This window comes from Halomonas aquatica (genome assembly GCF_040196335.1).
In the GTDB taxonomy this organism is placed as follows: domain Bacteria; phylum Pseudomonadota; class Gammaproteobacteria; order Pseudomonadales; family Halomonadaceae; genus Halomonas; species Halomonas aquatica.
This window is the reverse complement of sequence record NZ_JBEGCJ010000001.1, coordinates 301,525-318,022: the sequence shown is the minus strand read 5'-3', so window position 1 is coordinate 318,022 and position 16,498 is coordinate 301,525. Positions and strand designations below refer to the sequence as shown.

Genomic DNA, 16,498 nt, shown 5'->3' with positions numbered 1-16,498 from the left:
CTAACGAAAAGTCTCGCCCCGCCAGACCCCTTATCCTGTACCCATCGAGCCGCCCTGGAGCTTCACGAACAGGCGGCTCGCCCGTTTTTATCCACGCCGGCCGTGAGTCTGCCGGCGCGTCAGGGGAGGTACAGCATGACATTATCCAACAAGCTCAGCGATCCGCGTCTGTTCCGTCAGTATGCCTATGTGGACGGAAAGTGGACCCACGGCGAAGGCGGCCGCGAGGAGGCCGTTTTCGACCCGGCCACCGGCGAGAAGCTGGGACATATCCCCTGGCTGGAAGCCCACCAGATCTCCGAGGCCGTGGATGCCGCCGAGGCTGCCTTCGTGCATTGGCGCGCCCTGCGTGCCGATGAACGCTACGAGCGCCTGCTCGCCTGGTATGACCTCCTGCAGGCCAACCGCGAGGACTTGGCCCTGATCATGACCCTCGAGCAGGGCAAGCCGCTGCCCGACGCCCGCGGAGAGGTGGAGTACGGGGCCAGCTTCGTGCGCTGGTTTGCCGAGGAAGGCAAGCGCACCTTCGGCGAGACCATCCCGAGCCATATCCCCAATGCTGCCCTGGGCACCATCAAGGAGCCGGTAGGGATCGCCGCCCTGATCACGCCCTGGAACTTCCCGCTGGCGATGATCACCCGCAAGGCCGCCGCCGCCATGGCGGCTGGCTGCACGGTGATCGTCAAGCCCGCCGGCGAGACCCCGTTCTCGGCGTTGGCACTGGCGGAGCTGGCCGAGCGTGCCGGCATCCCGGCCGGGGTGTTCAACGTGGTGCTGGGTGATCCGCCCGAGGTGTCGCGGATCCTGTGTGCCGAGGATCGCGTCAAGGCGCTCTCCTTCACCGGCTCCACCCGTGTCGGCCGATTGCTGCTGGAGCAGTGCGCCAACACCGTGAAGCGCGTCTCGCTGGAACTGGGGGGCAACGCACCCTTCATCGTCGGGCCGGACATGGACCCCAAGGAAGCGGCCTTCGCTGCGGTGGCGGCCAAGTTTCAGACCGCCGGGCAGGACTGCCTGGCTGCCGACCGCATCCTGGTTCACGAGTCGATCCATGACGAGTTCGTCGAGTACTTCGCCGAGCGCATGGCGGCCCTGACCGTGGGCAACGGCCTGGAGAGCGAGGTCGACCTGGGGCCGCTGATTCACCGCCAGGCGGTGGAGAAGGCCGCGGCCATCGTCGATGACGCCATCTCCAAGGGCGCTACCCTGCTGGCCGGCGATCAGACCCAGGCCCCGGGGGAGAACTTCTTCATGCCGGTGCTGCTAACGGGCGTGACCCATGACATGAAGATCTGGCATGAGGAGAGCTTCGCTCCGGTGGCGGGGATCACAGCCTATGCGGACGACGACCAGGTCATCGAGATGGCCAATGACACCGAGTATGGCCTGGCGGCCTATATCTACACCCACGACATCCGCCGCATCTGGAAGCTTTTGCGGGCACTGGAGTTCGGCATGGTGTCGGTGAACTCGGTGAAGATGACCGGCCCCCCGGTGCCCTTCGGAGGTGTGAAGCACTCCGGCCTCGGTCGCGAGGGTGGGGTGACCGGCATCGACGAATATCTGGAGACCAAGTACTACTGCCTGGGTGCCTTGGGCTCCGTATCCGGGAGCTAGGCTCGCGGAGCGCTCCAGCCTGCCGACGAACCGATGTACCACCTCCCCGCCGCGGCGGGGAGACCTGATGAGAAAGAGGGAACGAGATGAGCCAGCAGCACCGGGACCTGATCGAGCGCGATCGCAAGGTTACCTTCCATGCCTCCACCCACCTGCGTGATTTCGCCCATGGCGATGCGCCGGGGCGCGTGATCTCGGGCGGCAAGGGCATCCACATCGTCGACAAGGATGGCCGCGAGTTCATCGACGGCTTCGCCGGCCTTTACTGCGTCAACATCGGCTATGGCCGCACCGAGGTGGCCGAGGCCATCTACCGCCAGGCCCTCGAGCTCTCCTACTACCACACCTACGTGGGGCACTCCAACGAGCCGCAGATCGCGCTCTCCGAGAAGATCCTCGAGCTCGCCGGCCCCGGCATGTCCAAGGTCTACTATGGCATGTCCGGCTCGGACGCCAACGAGACCCAGCTGAAGATCGTGCGCTACTACAACAACGTGCGCGGCCTGCCGCAGAAGAAGAAGGTCATCTCGCGCATGCGCGGCTACCACGGGTCCGGCATCGCCTCGGGCTCGCTGACCGGCCTCAAGGCGTTCCACGACCACTTCGACCTGCCCATCGACACCATCCGCCACACCGAGGCGCCGTTCTACTACCAGCGGGCCGCAGAGCTGGAGGGCATGACCGAGCGCGAGTTCTCGAAGCACTGCGCCACCAGGCTCGAGGAGATGATCCTGGCCGAGGGGCCGGACACAGTGGCCGCCTTCATCGGCGAGCCGGTGCTCGGCACCGGGGGCATCGTGCCGCCGCCAGAAGGCTACTGGGACGAGATCCAGGCGGTGCTGGCCAAGTACGACGTGTTGCTGATCGCCGACGAGGTCGTCTGCGGTTTCGGGCGCATCGGCACCGACTTCGGCAGCCACTTCTACGGCATCAAGCCCGATCTGATCACTGTAGCCAAAGGCCTGACCAGCGCCTACCAGCCGCTCTCCGGTGTGATCGTCGGCGACCGCGTCTGGAAGGTTCTGGAGCAGGGCACCGGCGAGTATGGCCCGATCGGTCACGGCTGGACCTACTCCGGCCATGCTCTGGGCTGCGCCGCGGGGCTGGCCAATCTGGCGATCATCGAGCGTGAGGGTCTGACACGCAACGCCGCCGAGACCGGCGCCTATCTCCAGCAGCGGATGCAGGCCACCTTCGGTGACCACCCCATCGTCGGCGACGTGCGTGGCGTGGGCATGCTGGCGGCGCTGGAATTCGCCGCCGATCCGGCCCGACGGGTGAGCTTCGACCCGGCGCTCAAGGTAGGCCCGCGTATCGCCGCCGCGGCGATGCAGGAAAACCTCATCGCCCGTGCCATGCCGCAGGGTGACATCCTGGGCTTCGCGCCGCCGCTGATCACCACCCGCGAGGAAGTCGACGAGATCGTCGCCCGAGCCCGCCGCGCCGTGGATGCCGTGCTTGACGAGCTGGTCCGCGAGGGCGCCATCCAGGCGATGGCGGACACGGTCGCCTGACGACCTGCCGAGATCCCGGCCTCCTTCGGGAGGCCATCACCCCTGAGCGTCGGCGCGGGCCGGCCCCCGGCGCCGGCGGTGGCGAGGTGGAAAGGATGCACCATCACGGCGTCACCCTTGAGAGGCTCTATCAGGCGCGTCGGCGCATCGCCGGCCAGGTGGTGCGCACGCCCCTGGTGCGCTCGGCGGCCCTCTCGGCGCGCTTCGAGGCCGAGATCCTGCTCAAGCTCGAGACCTGCCAGCCCACCGGCGCCTTCAAGCTACGCGGCGCCACCAACATGATCGCCGCCTTGATCGAGCGTCACGGCCACGAGGCCCTGGCGGCCGGGGTGGTGACCGCCTCCACCGGCAACCATGGCCGGGCCGTGGCCCATGCCGCGGCGCATCAGGGGATACCGGCGGTGATCTGCCTATCGCGCCTGGTGCCACCCAACAAGGTGGCCGCCATCGAGGCCCTGGGCGCCGAGGTGAGGCGCGTCGGGGCCAGTCAGGACGAGGCCTTCGAGGAGGTCGAACGACTGGTGAACGAGCAGGGCATGACCCTGATCCCGCCCTTCGACGATCCCCTCGTCGTGGCGGGGCAGGGGACCATCGGCCTGGAGCTGATGGAGGATGCACCAGATCTGGACCGCGTCATCGTCGGGCTATCCGGCGGTGGCCTGCTGGGTGGCATCGGCACCGCGATCAAGGCGATCAGGCCCGACTGCCGAGTCACTGGGGTGAGCCTGTCGAGGGGGGCGGCCATGTGGGAAAGCCTCAAGGCAGGCCATCCCGTGGTCGTAGAGGAGGTCGAGAGCCTGGGGGATTCGCTGGGCGGCGGCATCGGGCGTGACAACCGCTGTACCCTGGCCCTGGTGCGCGAGGTGATGGACGATCACTTCCAGGTATCGGAGCCTGCCATCGCCCGGGCCATGGTGGCGATCCTCGAGCACGAGAAGCGGCTGGTGGAAGGTGCTGCCGCCGTGGGGCTCGCGGCCATCCAGGAGCATGCCCTGAAGAAACAGGCTTTCGAGGTGCGAGGCCAGAAGATCGCGCTGATCCTCTCCGGCAACGCGGTGTCCCTCGAGACTCTTGACCAGGCTCGGGTCCTGGCGAGACGCTGACGCCTCAGCCCTTTCACAGAGATCTCCATGCGGCTCCACCATCGCGATGCCATCGAACGGGCCGTCGGGATCGACCACGATGCCCTGGCCGCCGTGGGTTCGGACAGCCCGGAGAAGCGGGAGCTCGATGCCTCGGTGCTGACCCGCGCCGACGCCTTCGTCTGCGATACCCGGGCCCAGAGCGAGGGCAACGGCGAGCTCAAGGCGTTCGAGGGCGGTGAAGTCCCCTTCAAGGTCCATGAGCTGGGTCGGGTCATCGCCGAGGGCCAGCGTCTGCGTCTGTCGGACGATACCCTCACGGTGTGCGATCTCACCGGCACAGGTGTACAGGATACCGCCATCGCGGGCTTTGCCCTGTCACGACTGGTGGCCGGCTGAGCCATTTCGCCTCGGGTCGACTTGTCGCGGCAAGTGTCCTGGCGCAGGCTTGGGGCATTCACCGATGAAAGGAGCAGGGGCATGGCAACGATACTCGCCTTCGACGTCTACGGAACCCTGATCGACACCCATGGCGTGGTCGCCGAGCTCGAGCAGCGCCTCGCCGGACAGGTTCGTTCCGACCTGGCTCCGGAGTTCTCGCGCCGCTGGCGCGACAAGCAGCTGGAATACAGCTTCCGCCGCAGCCTGATGGGGGCCTATGTGGACTTCTCCCAGTGCACCAGAGAGGCGCTGGAGTTCACCGATCGCGCCCTCCAGACCCGATTCTCCGAGACCGACAAGGAACACCTGATGGAAATCTATGCGCGGTTGCCGGCCTTCCCCGAGGCGTCGGCTGCGCTGGACCGTCTCGTGGATGCGGGGGTGCGCTGCGTGGCCTTCTCCAATGGCAGCCGCGTGGCGGTAGAGGGATTGCTGATGCAGGCCGGGATCCGCGAGCGCTTCGATGATGTGGTCAGCGTCGATGAGATCAAGCGTTTCAAGCCCGATCCGGCAGTTTACGCCCATCTGCGTTACCGGCTCGAGAGCGAGCCTGGCGACACCTGGCTGATCTCCAGCAATGCCTTCGACGTGATCGGCGCCCGCCATGCCGGCCTGCATGCTGCCTGGGTGCGACGCAGCCCGGATGCTCCCTTCGACCCCTGGGGGATCGATCCGGACATGACGGTGGCCGACCTCGGTGCCCTGGCCGAGCGACTGGTCTGAGGGGCTGGGCCGAGCCCGTGCCAATCGCCCCGACCCTTCTACGGGCCAACGTGAAGACGCCCTGGCCGGTTTCCGGCCGGGGCGTCTTATGTCGAGGCGAGCGAGGAGATTATCGCTGTAAGGTGCAGGTGAAAACGCCGACAGAGTAATCACAGATCAACGGCAACAACACGACAATCGCGATGGCCGGACAGGAGATCCCGAGCATGACGCAGCAGCATTCGCAGACAAGACGCTTCTGGCTGGGCGGCAAGCGGGATGCCGAGCAGGACCGGTTCTTCCGTGAGGCCCTCGAGCCTCTGGGCTGGCAGGCCGGGAACGAGCATGACTGGCATGCCGGTTGGGTCACCGGCATGCCGGATGCCGCGCAGTTCCGGCGGGTCTCTCCGACACGCAAGATGAACCACTTCCCGGGCAATGCGGCGCTCACCGTCAAGAGCCGCCTACATGACAGCCTGTCCACCCTTCGCGAGCGCATCCAGGACGGCCATGGGACCGACCACGAACTCGCCCGGCGGTTGGCGTTCTTTCCCCGTGCCTATGTGATGCCCGGTGACTACCACGCACTGCAGAAGGCCGCCCTGGCCAACCCTGCCCAGCGCTGGATACTCAAGCCCACCAATGCCTCCAAGGGCAAGGGCGTGCGGGTGCTCACTGAGGTCGCCGAGGCACCTCTCGCTCCGAACTGGCTGGTGCAGGAGTATCTGGCCAATCCTCATACCATCCGTGGCCACAAGTACGTGCTGCGGCTCTACGTACTGATCACCTCTCTCGAGCCGCTGCGCGTCTACCTCTACCGCCAGGGCTTCGCCAAGCTGGCCTCTGCGCCCTGGGATCCCGACGATGCCGACAACCCCTATAGCCAGCTGACCAATCCGGACATCAACGCCCTGAATACCGGCGCCGAGGTGCCAGTGGAGTTCATCGACCTCGATCGCTACCGCCAGTGGCTGCGTGACCAGGGGCACGACGACGAAACCCTCTTCGCCCGGATCGAGGATCTGGTGGCCCTCACGCTGATCTCCGCCGTCGATGCCCTGCGAAGCCGCACGGAAGAAGCCGGAGCCGACCCGCGTGGCTGCTACGAATTGCTGGGACTCGACTGCCTGGTCGACGACGCCCTCAAGCCCTGGATTCTGGAGTGCAACCTCAGCCCGTCGTTGGGCATCTGTGCCGCCCCGGAGACAGGCGGGCGTATCGAGGAGGCCGTGAAGGGTGGGCTGGTGCATGACATGGTCTCGCTGGTCGATATCCCTGGAGAAGCCTTATCCGAGGCTGGCACTGCCGGGCAGGCGTCTGACGCCAGCGTTGCGCGGCTGGTCGCCGAGGCCGAGGCCGAGCAGGCTCGCGCCGGTGGATTCCTGCGGCTGCTGCCGGCCGCCGAGCCCGAACGCTACCTGCCCTATTTCACCCTGCCGACACTGGCCGATCTCCGGCTGGCCGAGGGGCTGACGGGACGCCCCATGCCGCCCCTGCGGCTGCAGCGGCGAGACGTGGCGGAAGTGATCGACGCGGAGCGCCTCGCCCTTTACGACACGCGCAGCGGTGACGTCTACCGGCCCAACGACACGGCGGCCCTGATCTGGTTGCTGGCGACCGAGGGGCTTTCCCCCGATGCCATCGCGGATGAACTGGCCCGTGCCTCCGCCGAGGCGGGTGCGCCGGCGCCGATATCGACGCTGCATCAGGAGGTCTGGCGCACCCTGCATCACTGGTGCCGAGTCGGCCTGCTCTGCCAGCAGGGCGACCGATCAGGGGCCTTGCCTGTGGAGCCCGAGATTCCCGAGGCGAGCGAAGCGGTGGCGCCGGCTAGGCGCGCCATGCTTCTGAGCCTCGATGGGCGAGACTGGCGGCTGGACGTGGGCAGTGACCCCGCCATGGCGAGGTTGACGACATGGTTCGGTGAGCGGCTTTCACCGCTCACCGATGAAGCGACGAGCCGTCTTCCGCGGCTGGCGGTGCTGCGCGAGTCCGGTGGCTATGCCCTGGCCACCAATGACCGGCTGTTGGCATCGCGACTGACGCTGGCGCAACTGGGCCCCGTGTTGACGGCTCACCTTATTCGTCAGGCCGCGATGCCCGGGCGCCCGGTGGTCGACGCTGGCCTGCTGGTCACGCCCCATGGCACCGGGGTGCTCTGTCTGCTCCCCGGCGGGGAGGAGAACCGCATCCTGCTGCAGAGACTGCTGGCGGCCTCGGGTGGCGTTCTGACCCGCGGCGTGCGCCTGGATATCTCGGACCCGACGATGGCCGAACCCCTGGATTTCCCCCTGCCTGACGTCGCTGGCGAGACCCCGCCTGGATTGCCCGAATCGGTGGCCCTTTGCGGCGTGTTGCTGCCGGCCGATGAGGCCGCCGAGGAGGCCCTTGCCCCGGTTGCCATGCTGGACGCGCTTGGCGCCCTGCTGCCGCATTGCCTGACCAGCCATGGCCAGGCGCTGGATGCCCACAGCGTGACGGTCCTGAGTGAATGGCTTTCCACCATTGACTCGATTGCCATCAGGTCAGGGCCAGGTGCACAAGATGCCGATGTAATTGCCGCATGGTTGCTCACCCGGATCGAGTCCGACTCCGCCGTCGCCCGCCCCGCCATGGCGAGGGGCTAAAAAGGGGCATGAGCATACGGTGATGCTGCTGCATCGCCGGTGAGGAAGCCGGTCAGAAGGGCCGACTTCACCGCATGACGACATGCCCGGCATGTCGACCATGCATTTCGAGAGTGTGTTACGAGAGTGTGTTACGAGAGTACATACCAAGGAGTTCATGATCATGACACTGCAAGAAGAGAAGCGTCGTAGCCTGCTGAGTCGCCTCAGCCGCCAACTGGGCTATACGGCACCGGCCCTCGCACTGGTCGCCAGCGGTGTGGCCTTTCAGGCCGTGGCCAGCGAACCCTCTGATGAGCTGGCTTATACCAGCGGGCAGGAGGCTCCCCTGATGCTGGCCGAGGCGCATGCCGAGGGTGGTGCCGAGGGGGGCGCCGAGGCAGAAGGCGAAGCCGAGGGTGCGGCAGAAGGTGAAGCCGAGGGTGAGGCTGAAGCAGAAGCAGAAGCCGAAGCCGAAGCCGAAGGATGATGTCGCGATAGCCGATGGATGAGAAGCCGGGCCGTTCCCCCTGGGTGACGGCCCTGGTTTCTCCCACGCCCTCGGGCGATCCCCTAACGGAACCCACAGGAGTCCCGTCATGACATCACCTCTACCCAGGCCGTTTCCTGCTGCCACGGCGAGCCTCGTCGAGGAGAATCTGCTGACCCTTGCCCAGCTGAGGGACATGGTCACGGGCCTCGGCCCCGAATGCTATCGACAGGTCTTCGGCCAGCACGGACGTCACACCCTGGGCAAGCATGTTCGCCACATCATCGATCATTACGACGCGCTGCTCGCCGGCCTCGAACGAGGATCAGAGATCATCGACTACGAGCAGCGTCGACGCGACGAAACCCTCGAGCAATGGCCCCGTGAAGCGGCGAGTCATCTGGCTGGCATCGAGGCGCGGCTGTCGACACTGGTTGACAGGCTGTCTCCGGAAACGCTGACCCTGGACTATCCTCTGGACGACGAGACGCACTCCCTGGTGTCCAGCCTGGATCGAGAGCTTGCCTTCCTGACCAGCCACAGCATCCATCACATGGCGATCATCGCCCAGCTGGCCGAACAGTCTGGTATCCATCTGCCCGAGTCGTTCGGGGTTCATCCCTCCACCCTTCGCCACTGGCAGCGGGGACCGGCAGAGCAGACGCCGCTCTCGCGGAGGAGTGCCTGATGAGGCGCACGGTACTGGCACCATGGCTGCTGGCGCTGATTCTGGCCGGCCCGGCTAGCGGCGACACCCGCTGGCCTGAACAGGGATGGCACGTCACGCCCATCTCACTTGGCTATTCCGAGACGCTGGGGGCCCTGCGAGAGGCGGTCGAGGCCGAGGGTATGTTCGTGGTCACCGAGGCCGGGCCCACCGAGGCCGCGGCCAGCAGAGGGGTCGCCATCCCCGGCAACCGGGTCGTGGGAGTGTTTCGCAACGACTATGCCGTGCGAATCCTGAGGCTGAGCGTCCCGGCGATGATCGAGGCCCCGATGCGCTTCTATGTCACCGAGAACGACGATGGCAGCACCACGCTCTCCTGGAAGTCACCGAGCCATCTGCTCACTCCCTACATGGATGGCGCCGGAGCCGAGCTGGCATCGATCGCCCACGAACTCGACACCCTGTTTGCCGACATCGTATGGCGGGTCGCTGAGGCATCGGAGTAGCGCCTGATCTCACTCAGGGGCAGGAAGGGGAAGCGGGCGTCGAGGAGAAGGCCATATGCGTAAGCCAGGCCGTGGCATCGACGCCAGCATTGTCGCCGTCGCTCATCAGGGCCAGGCCATCGATGCTGTTCGCGGGACTGCCGAAGAGTCGCCGATACCCGCCAGCACCACTGAAGGTATGGTGTCTCGCGCAGGTCGATCTCGCGCTCCAGATATTTCGCCGACGCCTGCTGTCGGGCGCTTGCCTGGCTGGACAGGCCCGTGAAATCGGGCCCGGGTACCTTGCCATGGGCCTGGACGTTGGCCAACCTGAGCGGGAGTTCATTGAAAAGGAAGGCGTCATCATGTGGAAATCGTTGACTGGCACGGCCTTGGGCATGCTCTTGGCCGTGCCGCTGATCGTGCAGGCACAAACGCATGGCATCATGCATCTCACTTCGGGTGACGATATCGAGCGTGTCGAGGAGCGACTGCGTGCGGCGATCGACGAGAAGGGACTGACCCTGATGAACGTTGTCGATCATGCTGCCAATGCTAAGCAGGCTGGATTGTCACTGCCGGCGACCCGTACCTTCATCTTCGGCAACCCGGCGGTGGGCACGCCGATGATGCAGTGCCAGGGCAGCATGGCGCTGGATTTGCCGCAGAAAATGGTGGTGAGGGAGACCGACGACGGCGTTCGGTTGGAATGGAACTCCCCCCACTACATGGCCGAGCGCCACGGCCTGCAAGGTTGCGACCTGCCCCTGGACAAGGTCGCCGGTGTGCTGGAGGGGGTGGCAGGCGCGGCCGCAGGCCCGTGAAGCCTGCCCCGAGGTCCCTGAAACCGGGCCCGTAAAACATTTTACATTTTCGGGCCCTCATGGCCCGTCATCATCCTGCTCCGGACCGAAGTGCTTGCCGACGTCGTGTAGCAGCGTGAACTGCTTGTCACACTTTCGGCAGTCACCGCACATGGAAAGGTGCAGACGCAGCGAGAGCCTTTCCTGGAAGGTGAGTGGGCGATCCTGTCTGAGCGACATCATGCGGGTCGCCTCCTTGCACATCATCATGCTGTTTCCCCCCTGAGCCAGCCCTGCTCGATGCAGGCCCGAAGTTTCAGCCGAGCGCGATGCAGCATGACCCAGCAGTTGTTTTCCTTGATGCCCATTTCCTTGCAGATATCGTCGGTGGAAAGCCCCATCAGTTCGCGCAGGGAAAATATTCTGGCGGCGCTGTCCGGCAAGGCGATCATGCAGGCATCGAAGACCTGCCAGAAATGGTCGCTCTCGAAGGCCGCCTCGGGTTCTCCCCAGCTGGAGGGACGGGCATCTTTCCGCCAGTGGCCGTTCTTCTGGAACTGCCGGTCGATGGTGTCGTCATCGTCCTCATCCTCCAGAGGCTGCCAGTGTCCATGACGCTTCTGGGCGCGCATGGCATCGAGGATCTTGTACTTGAGGATGCCGAAGACCCAGGTCTCATAGCCGGACCTCCCGGCAAAGCTGTCATTCTTTTCGATGGCGGACATCATGGCCTCCTGAACGACATCCTCGGCCTGGCTTCGATCACGCAGGTGCATGAGAGCGAAAGAGACCAGGCGCGGCCTGACTGCCGTAAGTCTCTGTAACCTGCTTTCTTTTTCATCCATCTGTGAACCCCTGTTCCCTTTGCTGTTGCTTTCCCCGATGCCGGAAAATTCTAGCAGCTGGTTTCAGCTGCAGGGGAGGCACTTCCTTGGGTCGTCATGTCCGATGGTCGAGCCCGATGTCCCCGAACAGAGCGCCGTGACGGGCCAGGCGCTCAAGGTCCTCGAGCCGGTCGACACCCCGGTCGGTCGAGGCAGGCAAGCCGCCAGCCGGACATCGAAGCGTCCCCAGACGACCGGACCAGCACCCTTGATGCCAGGGGACGTGCCCGGACCACCGTATCGTCGAGGCTGCCGTCGTCCATGACCAGTATCTCCACGCCGCTGGCCTGCAGCTCTCTCAGTCGGGTCAGCAGCGCCTCGATGGTGGCCGCCTCGTTGAGTGTCGAGACGATGATGCTGAACCGGTCCGGCATGCCGCCTGTCCTCCTGATGTGACTATCGGTGCAGTGATGCCTTGGGTCGGACCATTCGCCTCGGCCTTACACTGTGGCGGTGGCTGCCGGTCCTGTAAGGCGTCCTCCGACGATACGACAGAAACACAGAGCCGCCGATAGGCTGGCGGCGTTGATCAATGAGTCCGCCGGGCGGAAGGGGGAAGCGATGAATGGGTCGCGCAGTATCCTGGTGTCACTGGCCGCCTTACTGCTCTCGGCGTCACCGGCCTTGGCGGGAGTGCCCACCGTCTTTCCTGCCGAGGTGCCCGTGGGCCATACCCTCGAGGCATTTCGCCAGGCGGTGCGCCCGGGTGGCCCCGGAAAGGATGGTATTCCCTCCCTCGACCGGCCCCGCTTTCACTCGGCCGATGCCGCGGATGCGATGCTCGATGATCGCGACAGGGTCGTCGGCCTCTACCTGGAAGGTGAGGCGCGTGCCTATCCCCAGCGCATCCTGGTATGGCATGAGATCGTCAACGATGAGCTCCGTGGCAAGCCCGTCAGCATCACCTACTGCCCCCTGACGGGGACCGCACTGGGCTTTCATCGCGGGGATAGCGAATTGGGCGTGTCCGGCCGGCTGGTGAACAGCAACCTGGTCATGTACGACCGCGCCACCGACAGCAAATGGCCCCAGATGCTCGGCGTGGCCATCGACGGCCCCCTGGCGGGACAGGGGCTCGATGAGCTGAGGGTCATCTGGACCACCTGGGGGGCCTGGAAGGCACGCCATCCCGACACCCGCGCGCTCTCGCCCGAGACGGGACATGTGCGCAACTATCGACGCGACCCCTACGGAAGCTATAACCCGCTGAGCGGCTACTACCTGCCGGAGAGCTCCCGGCTGTTCCCGGTGATGGCGGAAAGTCGGCGCCTGCCGCCCAAGGCCACCGTGCTCGGGTTTCGCACCTCGGCAGGGGCGGCCGCCGTGACCACGCACGCCTTGCGTGGCGAGGCAGTGATCGATCTGGCCGTGGGGGGCACCTACTATTCGGTGATCCACGATGCCGTCCTGGATACCGGCTGGGTCGTTCATAACCCACGGCGTAGCGAGATCCGTGTCGAGGACCTGCAGTTCGGTCCACAAGGCGTCACCGGCGGCGGCACCGAAGGTCTCGCTGCCGTGAATGCCTTCGAGGCCATGTGGTTTGCCTGGAAGGCCTTCTACCCCGATACCCTGCTCTACCAGGGTGAGGAGCAGCGGCCATGAAACTCCTTCGCACCCTGTGGGAGAGTCTGCGTCATTGGCCGCTGGGCCTCGGGCTGGCGGGGGGCGTGGCGCTGGTCTATGGCGGGCTCTTTCTCTGGCTGACTGGAGATCTGGGAGGCGGGGGAGGCGGAGGCCTGCATGCGACCTTTCCTTCCTGGGAGCGTGTCTGGGAGGCACGCGGTCCCTTCCATTTCGAACCGGTCGGGCTGATCGAGGCCGGTCCCCTCGTATGGACCTTCAGCCCGGTCAATACCCTTGTGGCATGGGGGCTTGGCCTGTTGCTGGGCACCAACCTGGTCCTGGCATGGAGGCTGCGCCGGGTGTCTCGTATCTGTGGGTGGCAGGCCTCGGGCAGCACCTTGCTGTCGAGCCTGCCGGCCCTGTTGGCGGGAGGCGCGTGCTGCGCTCCGCTGGTACTGATCTGGCTGGGTCTGCCGCTGGCGAGGGCCTTGGCATCGATGACCCCCTGGCTCATCCCGCTGGCCACATTATTGCTGCTGGCGAGTCTCGTTTACCTGACCATGGCCCTGGCGTCTTCTATCTACTGAGCTGCTGGAGGGATCCATGATGTCCAACATGCTGGACCGTTGCGGCCGTGGGCTCGGTGGCTGGCTGTCCTGCCCCAGGCCCTGGCATCGCCCCCTGCAGCCCGTCGAGGAGGGCTTTCGGGAATGTCTCGAGCCCGGTGATGTCCTGCTGGTCGAGGGCTCCTCGAGAATCAGTACGGTGATCAAGTACCTCACGCAGTCGACCTGGTCCCACGCCGCCCTCTACGTGGGGGATGGCGGCTTCGTCGAGGCAGATCTGTCGGATGGGGTGCGAATCGTGGGCTTCGCGGCCTATGAGGGCCATGCACTGCGCATCTGCCGCCCGGTGGGGTTGGGCCCGGACGAGATCGATCGCCTGGTCGCCTTTGCCTGCGGGCGGGTGGGCCACCGCTATGACCTGCGCAACATCCTGGACCTGGCTCGCTACCTGCTCCCCCTGCCGCCAGTGCCGATGCCATGGCGACGCCACATGCTGGGGCTCGGCAGCGGGGACCCCACCCGGGCCATCTGCTCGACCCTGATCGCCGAGGCCTTCCAGTCGGTACGCTACCCGATACTACCGATCCTCGTGGCAGGCCAGGCGCGGGTATTCAAGCGCCGCCACCATAGCCTGTTCACTCCCCGGGATTTCGACCTGTCTCCCTGGTTCGAGGTCGTCAAGCCCCACCTGGTGGGCGGCTTCGACCCGCACGGCCTGACGTGGCAGGAGCCGGCGTGAAGGTCTCGCGGCTCAGGGCAACAGCTCGATCACCCGCCCGCCGGCCGCCTTGGCGTCCTCCCGGTCGTGGGTGACCAGCAGGCTGGGCAGGCCGGCCTCGCGAAGTCGTTCGAACACCAGCTGGCGCATCTCGCGGCGCAGGTGCGTGTCGAGCTTCGAGAAGGGCTCGTCGAGCAGCACCGCGCAGGGGGCCGACAGCAGCAGGCGCATCAGCGCCACCCGGGCCTTCTGGCCGCCGGACAGCGTGGCCGGGTCGCGGTCGCCGAAGCCGGCGAGGCCGATGCGTGCCAGGGCCCGGTCGACCCGGGCGGCCTTGTCGGCGGTGGCCAGGGGCATCCCGAAGCGCAGGTTGCCGGCCACCGACAGGTGGGGGAAGAGCAGCGGGTCCTGGAACAGCAGGCCGATGCCGCGGCGCTCGGCCGGCAGGTCGCCGATGTCGCGTCCGTCCAGCAGGACCCGGCCAGCGGCCTGGAACCCGGGTGCCAGGAAGCCGGCCAGGTGGGCGAGCAGAGTCGACTTGCCCGAGCCGGAGGGCCCCATCACGGTAAGCACCTCGCCCGGTCCGATGTGAGTGTCGAGTGACACCAGCGTCTTGCCGTCCAGACGGATCCGGACGTCGCGGAGTTCGAGTCGATGGGTCGTGTTCATGGGGATCCCTGCATGCCGCGGCGGTTCGACCATAGCAACTTCGGCAGGCCGATGGCGATCACGAAGCCCGCCAGGGGCAGGCAGGCCTGGACCAGTGCCCAGACCCCGATCACCCGTCGGTTGCCGCCGGCGGCCAGCGAGACTGCCTCGGTAGTGACGGTGGTCACCCGTCCCGCTCCCAGCAGCTGGGTAGGAAGGTACTGGCCTATGCTCACCGCCAGTCCCACGGCCATGGCGGTGAGCAGTGGGGCCAGCAGCATCGGCAGGCGTACCCGCCAGAAGGCGGCATTGCGTGAGGCCCCGAGCGTCAGGGCCAGCTGGGACCAGCGCGGATCGAAGCGCCGGTAGGCCTCCGAGAGTGAGAGGAACACATAGGGCAGCACGAACAGCAGGTGACCGAAGGTGATCAGGCCGTGGGTCGGCCGGGTGCCGAGCTGCTCCATCACCACCACCAGGCCGAACAGGAAGGCGATCTGCGGAACGATCAGCGGGAGGTAGAGCAGCCAGAGGGCCTTCGAGGCCGGTCGGCGGGTGCGCTGCTCGTTCTCCAGTGCCGCCAGGGCCAGGACCCCAGCGAGCAGGGTCGAGAACAGCGCGATCAGGGCCGTCGAGGCGAGAGGCTCGCCGAGAGAGGGGAGGGCCTGGGCCCAGTGGTCCATGGTCATGCTGCGGGGCAGGGCATCGGGAAACCGCCAGAACCCGGCCACGGAGTGGATCGCCAGGCCGCCGATGCCGGTGAAGGCGACCGCCGCGGTGAGCAGGATCAACAGTTTGCCGGTGAGGTGCAGGCTCGCCTCGCCTCGCCTCCGGCCCCCGCGTGCGATCCAGCCGTCCATGGATCTTGCCACGAGCCGTTCAAGCCCCCACCAGATCAATAGCGCCGTGGCGGTGACGCCGAGCTGCAGGATCGCGCCTGCCGAGGCCAGGAAGCGCTGGTCGAGGTCGGGGTCACTGAACCAGGTGAGGATCGACACGGCCAGCGTCGGCGGCAGGGTGGGGCCGAGGATCATCGCCACATCCACCACCGACGAGGCGTAGGCGATGACCGCGAACACCGGCAGGCGGATCAGCGGGTATAGGGCCGGCGCCACGACCTTGAGCCAGGCGATGGCGGGCCGGTAGCCCAGCGAACGAGCCATGGCCACGCGACGCTCTGGATCGAGCTGGGGCAGCGCCGCCAGGCTCATCAGCAGCAGGAAGGGCACCTCCTTGATCACCAGCCCCGCGATCAGCGACAGCCCCCAGGGATCCTGGACGATCAGCAGGTCCGGCGGGCGTTCCCAGCCGGTCAGCGACGGTGACGTCAACCGCGCGATCAGCCCGGAAGGGGCGATCAGGAAGGCCAGGCCGAAGGCCGCGGCGGCATGGGGAATGGAGAGCAGCGGTGAGACCAGTCGCCGGATCCACCGGTCCAGCCGGCTGCCCGTCGCGGCGGCCAGGTAAAGCAGCACCACCGACAGCGAGATGGCGGTGGCGATCAGTCCGCTGGCGAGGCTGATGGCGACCGAGCGTCCGATGCCCGGCTGGGCGGCCAGCGCCCGCCAGGGGGCCAGCGAAAAGCTGTCTCCGCCGAGTGCTGGCAGGTAGCCGAAGGCCGGCAGCAGCGCCATGGCGAGGCCCGCCAGGATCGGTGCGACCAGCAGGATGACCATGAGCACGGGTGCCAGGCGCAGCATCATCGGCTCGAC

Annotated in this window: 19 protein-coding genes; 13 read left to right on the top strand and 6 right to left on the bottom strand. The window is 66.4% G+C overall.

All coding sequences use genetic code 11. The features are described from left to right. The first annotated feature begins 135 nt into the window (after positions 1–135). The 9 genes from ABE960_RS01390 (at position 136) to ABE960_RS01350 (ending at position 9,625) form a co-directional block, all read left to right on the top strand. Complete coding sequence (locus tag ABE960_RS01390) at positions 136–1,617, top strand: NAD-dependent succinate-semialdehyde dehydrogenase (protein WP_349760428.1); 1,482 nt, start codon at positions 136–138, stop codon at positions 1,615–1,617. An 86-nt stretch (positions 1,618–1,703) separates the two neighbouring features. Then, positions 1,704–3,131: an aspartate aminotransferase family protein gene (locus tag ABE960_RS01385; RefSeq protein ID WP_349760427.1), complete on the top strand. Its 1,428-nt coding sequence runs from the start codon at positions 1,704–1,706 to the stop codon at positions 3,129–3,131. 95 nt (positions 3,132–3,226) lie between these two features. Continuing rightward, on the top strand, positions 3,227–4,234 hold the full coding sequence (gene eutB, locus ABE960_RS01380) for a hydroxyectoine utilization dehydratase EutB (RefSeq protein ID WP_349760426.1): 1,008 nt from the start codon (positions 3,227–3,229) through the stop codon (positions 4,232–4,234). A 27-nt stretch (positions 4,235–4,261) separates the two neighbouring features. After that, positions 4,262–4,612 carry a hypothetical protein gene (locus tag ABE960_RS01375; RefSeq protein WP_349760425.1) on the top strand — a complete coding sequence of 117 codons (351 nt, stop codon included), beginning with the start codon at positions 4,262–4,264 and terminating at the stop codon, positions 4,610–4,612. Positions 4,613–4,693: 81 nt separating this feature from the next. Continuing rightward, complete coding sequence (locus tag ABE960_RS01370) at positions 4,694–5,377, top strand: haloacid dehalogenase type II (RefSeq protein WP_349760424.1); 684 nt, start codon at positions 4,694–4,696, stop codon at positions 5,375–5,377. 206 nt (positions 5,378–5,583) lie between these two features. Beyond that, complete coding sequence (locus tag ABE960_RS01365) at positions 5,584–7,983, top strand: PqqD family peptide modification chaperone (protein ID WP_349760423.1); 2,400 nt, start codon at positions 5,584–5,586, stop codon at positions 7,981–7,983. A 163-nt stretch (positions 7,984–8,146) separates the two neighbouring features. Further along, positions 8,147–8,452 carry a hypothetical protein gene (locus ABE960_RS01360; RefSeq protein ID WP_349760422.1) on the top strand — a complete coding sequence of 102 codons (306 nt, stop codon included), beginning with the start codon at positions 8,147–8,149 and terminating at the stop codon, positions 8,450–8,452. Between the two features lie 109 nt (positions 8,453–8,561). Continuing rightward, positions 8,562–9,140 (top strand): DinB family protein, encoded by a 579-nt coding sequence (locus tag ABE960_RS01355; protein ID WP_349760421.1) that lies wholly within the window; start codon positions 8,562–8,564, stop codon positions 9,138–9,140. Further along, positions 9,140–9,625, top strand: a complete 486-nt coding sequence (locus tag ABE960_RS01350; protein WP_349760420.1) for a DUF302 domain-containing protein — start codon at positions 9,140–9,142, stop codon at positions 9,623–9,625. The genes ABE960_RS01355 and ABE960_RS01350 overlap by 1 nt, the downstream gene beginning before the upstream one ends. Here the strand turns inward: ABE960_RS01350 and ABE960_RS14830 are convergent. Continuing rightward, on the bottom strand, positions 9,526–9,933 hold the full coding sequence (locus ABE960_RS14830) for a DUF3047 domain-containing protein (protein ID WP_432765323.1): 408 nt from the start codon (positions 9,931–9,933) through the stop codon (positions 9,526–9,528). The genes ABE960_RS01350 and ABE960_RS14830 overlap by 100 nt on opposite strands. Between ABE960_RS14830 and ABE960_RS01345 the strand changes: the two genes are divergently transcribed. After that, positions 9,913–10,428 carry a DUF302 domain-containing protein gene (locus ABE960_RS01345; protein ID WP_349760419.1) on the top strand — a complete coding sequence of 172 codons (516 nt, stop codon included), beginning with the start codon at positions 9,913–9,915 and terminating at the stop codon, positions 10,426–10,428. The two genes, ABE960_RS14830 and ABE960_RS01345, sit on opposite strands and share 21 nt — an antisense overlap. A 57-nt stretch (positions 10,429–10,485) precedes the next feature. On the opposite strand, the gene ABE960_RS01340 is transcribed toward ABE960_RS01345, so the two are convergent. The 3 genes from ABE960_RS01340 to ABE960_RS01330 form a co-directional block, all read right to left on the bottom strand. Next, positions 10,486–10,677 (bottom strand): zf-HC2 domain-containing protein, encoded by a 192-nt coding sequence (locus ABE960_RS01340; protein ID WP_349760418.1) that lies wholly within the window; start codon positions 10,675–10,677, stop codon positions 10,486–10,488. Beyond that, positions 10,674–11,252, bottom strand: coding sequence for a sigma-70 family RNA polymerase sigma factor (locus ABE960_RS01335; RefSeq protein WP_349760417.1), 579 nt, complete (start codon positions 11,250–11,252; stop codon positions 10,674–10,676). The genes ABE960_RS01340 and ABE960_RS01335 overlap by 4 nt, the downstream gene beginning before the upstream one ends. Positions 11,253–11,404: 152 nt before the next feature. Beyond that, positions 11,405–11,665: a glycosyltransferase gene (locus tag ABE960_RS01330; protein WP_349760416.1), complete on the bottom strand. Its 261-nt coding sequence runs from the start codon at positions 11,663–11,665 to the stop codon at positions 11,405–11,407. 187 nt (positions 11,666–11,852) lie between these two features. Between ABE960_RS01330 and ABE960_RS01325 the strand changes: the two genes are divergently transcribed. From ABE960_RS01325 to ABE960_RS01315, 3 genes are read left to right on the top strand one after another with little or no spacing between them, the layout of a single operon-like run. Continuing rightward, the gene (locus tag ABE960_RS01325; RefSeq protein WP_349760415.1) at positions 11,853–12,896 is read left to right on the top strand and encodes a DUF3179 domain-containing protein; all 1,044 of its coding nucleotides are present in this window, start codon (positions 11,853–11,855) and stop codon (positions 12,894–12,896) included. After that, positions 12,893–13,444 (top strand): hypothetical protein, encoded by a 552-nt coding sequence (locus ABE960_RS01320; protein ID WP_349760414.1) that lies wholly within the window; start codon positions 12,893–12,895, stop codon positions 13,442–13,444. The genes ABE960_RS01325 and ABE960_RS01320 overlap by 4 nt, the downstream gene beginning before the upstream one ends. A 16-nt stretch (positions 13,445–13,460) precedes the next feature. Beyond that, the gene (locus ABE960_RS01315; protein ID WP_349760413.1) at positions 13,461–14,162 is read left to right on the top strand and encodes a C40 family peptidase; all 702 of its coding nucleotides are present in this window, start codon (positions 13,461–13,463) and stop codon (positions 14,160–14,162) included. Between the two features lie 12 nt (positions 14,163–14,174). Here the strand turns inward: ABE960_RS01315 and ABE960_RS01310 are convergent, their stop codons facing one another. Both ABE960_RS01310 and ABE960_RS01305 read right to left on the bottom strand, forming a co-directional pair. Then, the gene (locus ABE960_RS01310; RefSeq protein WP_349760412.1) at positions 14,175–14,810 is read right to left on the bottom strand and encodes an ATP-binding cassette domain-containing protein; all 636 of its coding nucleotides are present in this window, start codon (positions 14,808–14,810) and stop codon (positions 14,175–14,177) included. Next, positions 14,807–16,486 carry an ABC transporter permease gene (locus ABE960_RS01305; RefSeq protein WP_349760788.1) on the bottom strand — a complete coding sequence of 560 codons (1,680 nt, stop codon included), beginning with the start codon at positions 16,484–16,486 and terminating at the stop codon, positions 14,807–14,809. The genes ABE960_RS01310 and ABE960_RS01305 overlap by 4 nt, the downstream gene beginning before the upstream one ends. Between the last annotated feature and the right edge of the window lie 12 nt (positions 16,487–16,498).

Coding starts and splice junctions, on each gene's coding strand:
- ABE960_RS01340 (WP_349760418.1), bottom strand. CDS start 10,677: ATGATGATGTGCAAGGAGGCGACCCGCATGATGTCGCTCAGACAGGAT.
- ABE960_RS01360 (WP_349760422.1), top strand. CDS start 8,147: ATGACACTGCAAGAAGAGAAGCGTCGTAGCCTGCTGAGTCGCCTCAGC.
- ABE960_RS01390 (WP_349760428.1), top strand. CDS start 136: ATGACATTATCCAACAAGCTCAGCGATCCGCGTCTGTTCCGTCAGTAT.
- ABE960_RS01355 (WP_349760421.1), top strand. CDS start 8,562: ATGACATCACCTCTACCCAGGCCGTTTCCTGCTGCCACGGCGAGCCTC.
- ABE960_RS01370 (WP_349760424.1), top strand. CDS start 4,694: ATGGCAACGATACTCGCCTTCGACGTCTACGGAACCCTGATCGACACC.
- ABE960_RS01315 (WP_349760413.1), top strand. CDS start 13,461: ATGATGTCCAACATGCTGGACCGTTGCGGCCGTGGGCTCGGTGGCTGG.
- ABE960_RS01310 (WP_349760412.1), bottom strand. CDS start 14,810: ATGAACACGACCCATCGACTCGAACTCCGCGACGTCCGGATCCGTCTG.
- ABE960_RS01325 (WP_349760415.1), top strand. CDS start 11,853: ATGAATGGGTCGCGCAGTATCCTGGTGTCACTGGCCGCCTTACTGCTC.
- ABE960_RS01385 (WP_349760427.1), top strand. CDS start 1,704: ATGAGCCAGCAGCACCGGGACCTGATCGAGCGCGATCGCAAGGTTACC.
- ABE960_RS01350 (WP_349760420.1), top strand. CDS start 9,140: ATGAGGCGCACGGTACTGGCACCATGGCTGCTGGCGCTGATTCTGGCC.
- ABE960_RS01345 (WP_349760419.1), top strand. CDS start 9,913: ATGGGCCTGGACGTTGGCCAACCTGAGCGGGAGTTCATTGAAAAGGAA.
- ABE960_RS01375 (WP_349760425.1), top strand. CDS start 4,262: ATGCGGCTCCACCATCGCGATGCCATCGAACGGGCCGTCGGGATCGAC.
- ABE960_RS01335 (WP_349760417.1), bottom strand. CDS start 11,252: ATGGATGAAAAAGAAAGCAGGTTACAGAGACTTACGGCAGTCAGGCCG.
- ABE960_RS01320 (WP_349760414.1), top strand. CDS start 12,893: ATGAAACTCCTTCGCACCCTGTGGGAGAGTCTGCGTCATTGGCCGCTG.
- ABE960_RS01305 (WP_349760788.1), bottom strand. CDS start 16,486: ATGCTGCGCCTGGCACCCGTGCTCATGGTCATCCTGCTGGTCGCACCG.
- ABE960_RS01365 (WP_349760423.1), top strand. CDS start 5,584: ATGACGCAGCAGCATTCGCAGACAAGACGCTTCTGGCTGGGCGGCAAG.
- eutB (WP_349760426.1), top strand. CDS start 3,227: ATGCACCATCACGGCGTCACCCTTGAGAGGCTCTATCAGGCGCGTCGG.
- ABE960_RS01330 (WP_349760416.1), bottom strand. CDS start 11,665: ATGCCGGACCGGTTCAGCATCATCGTCTCGACACTCAACGAGGCGGCC.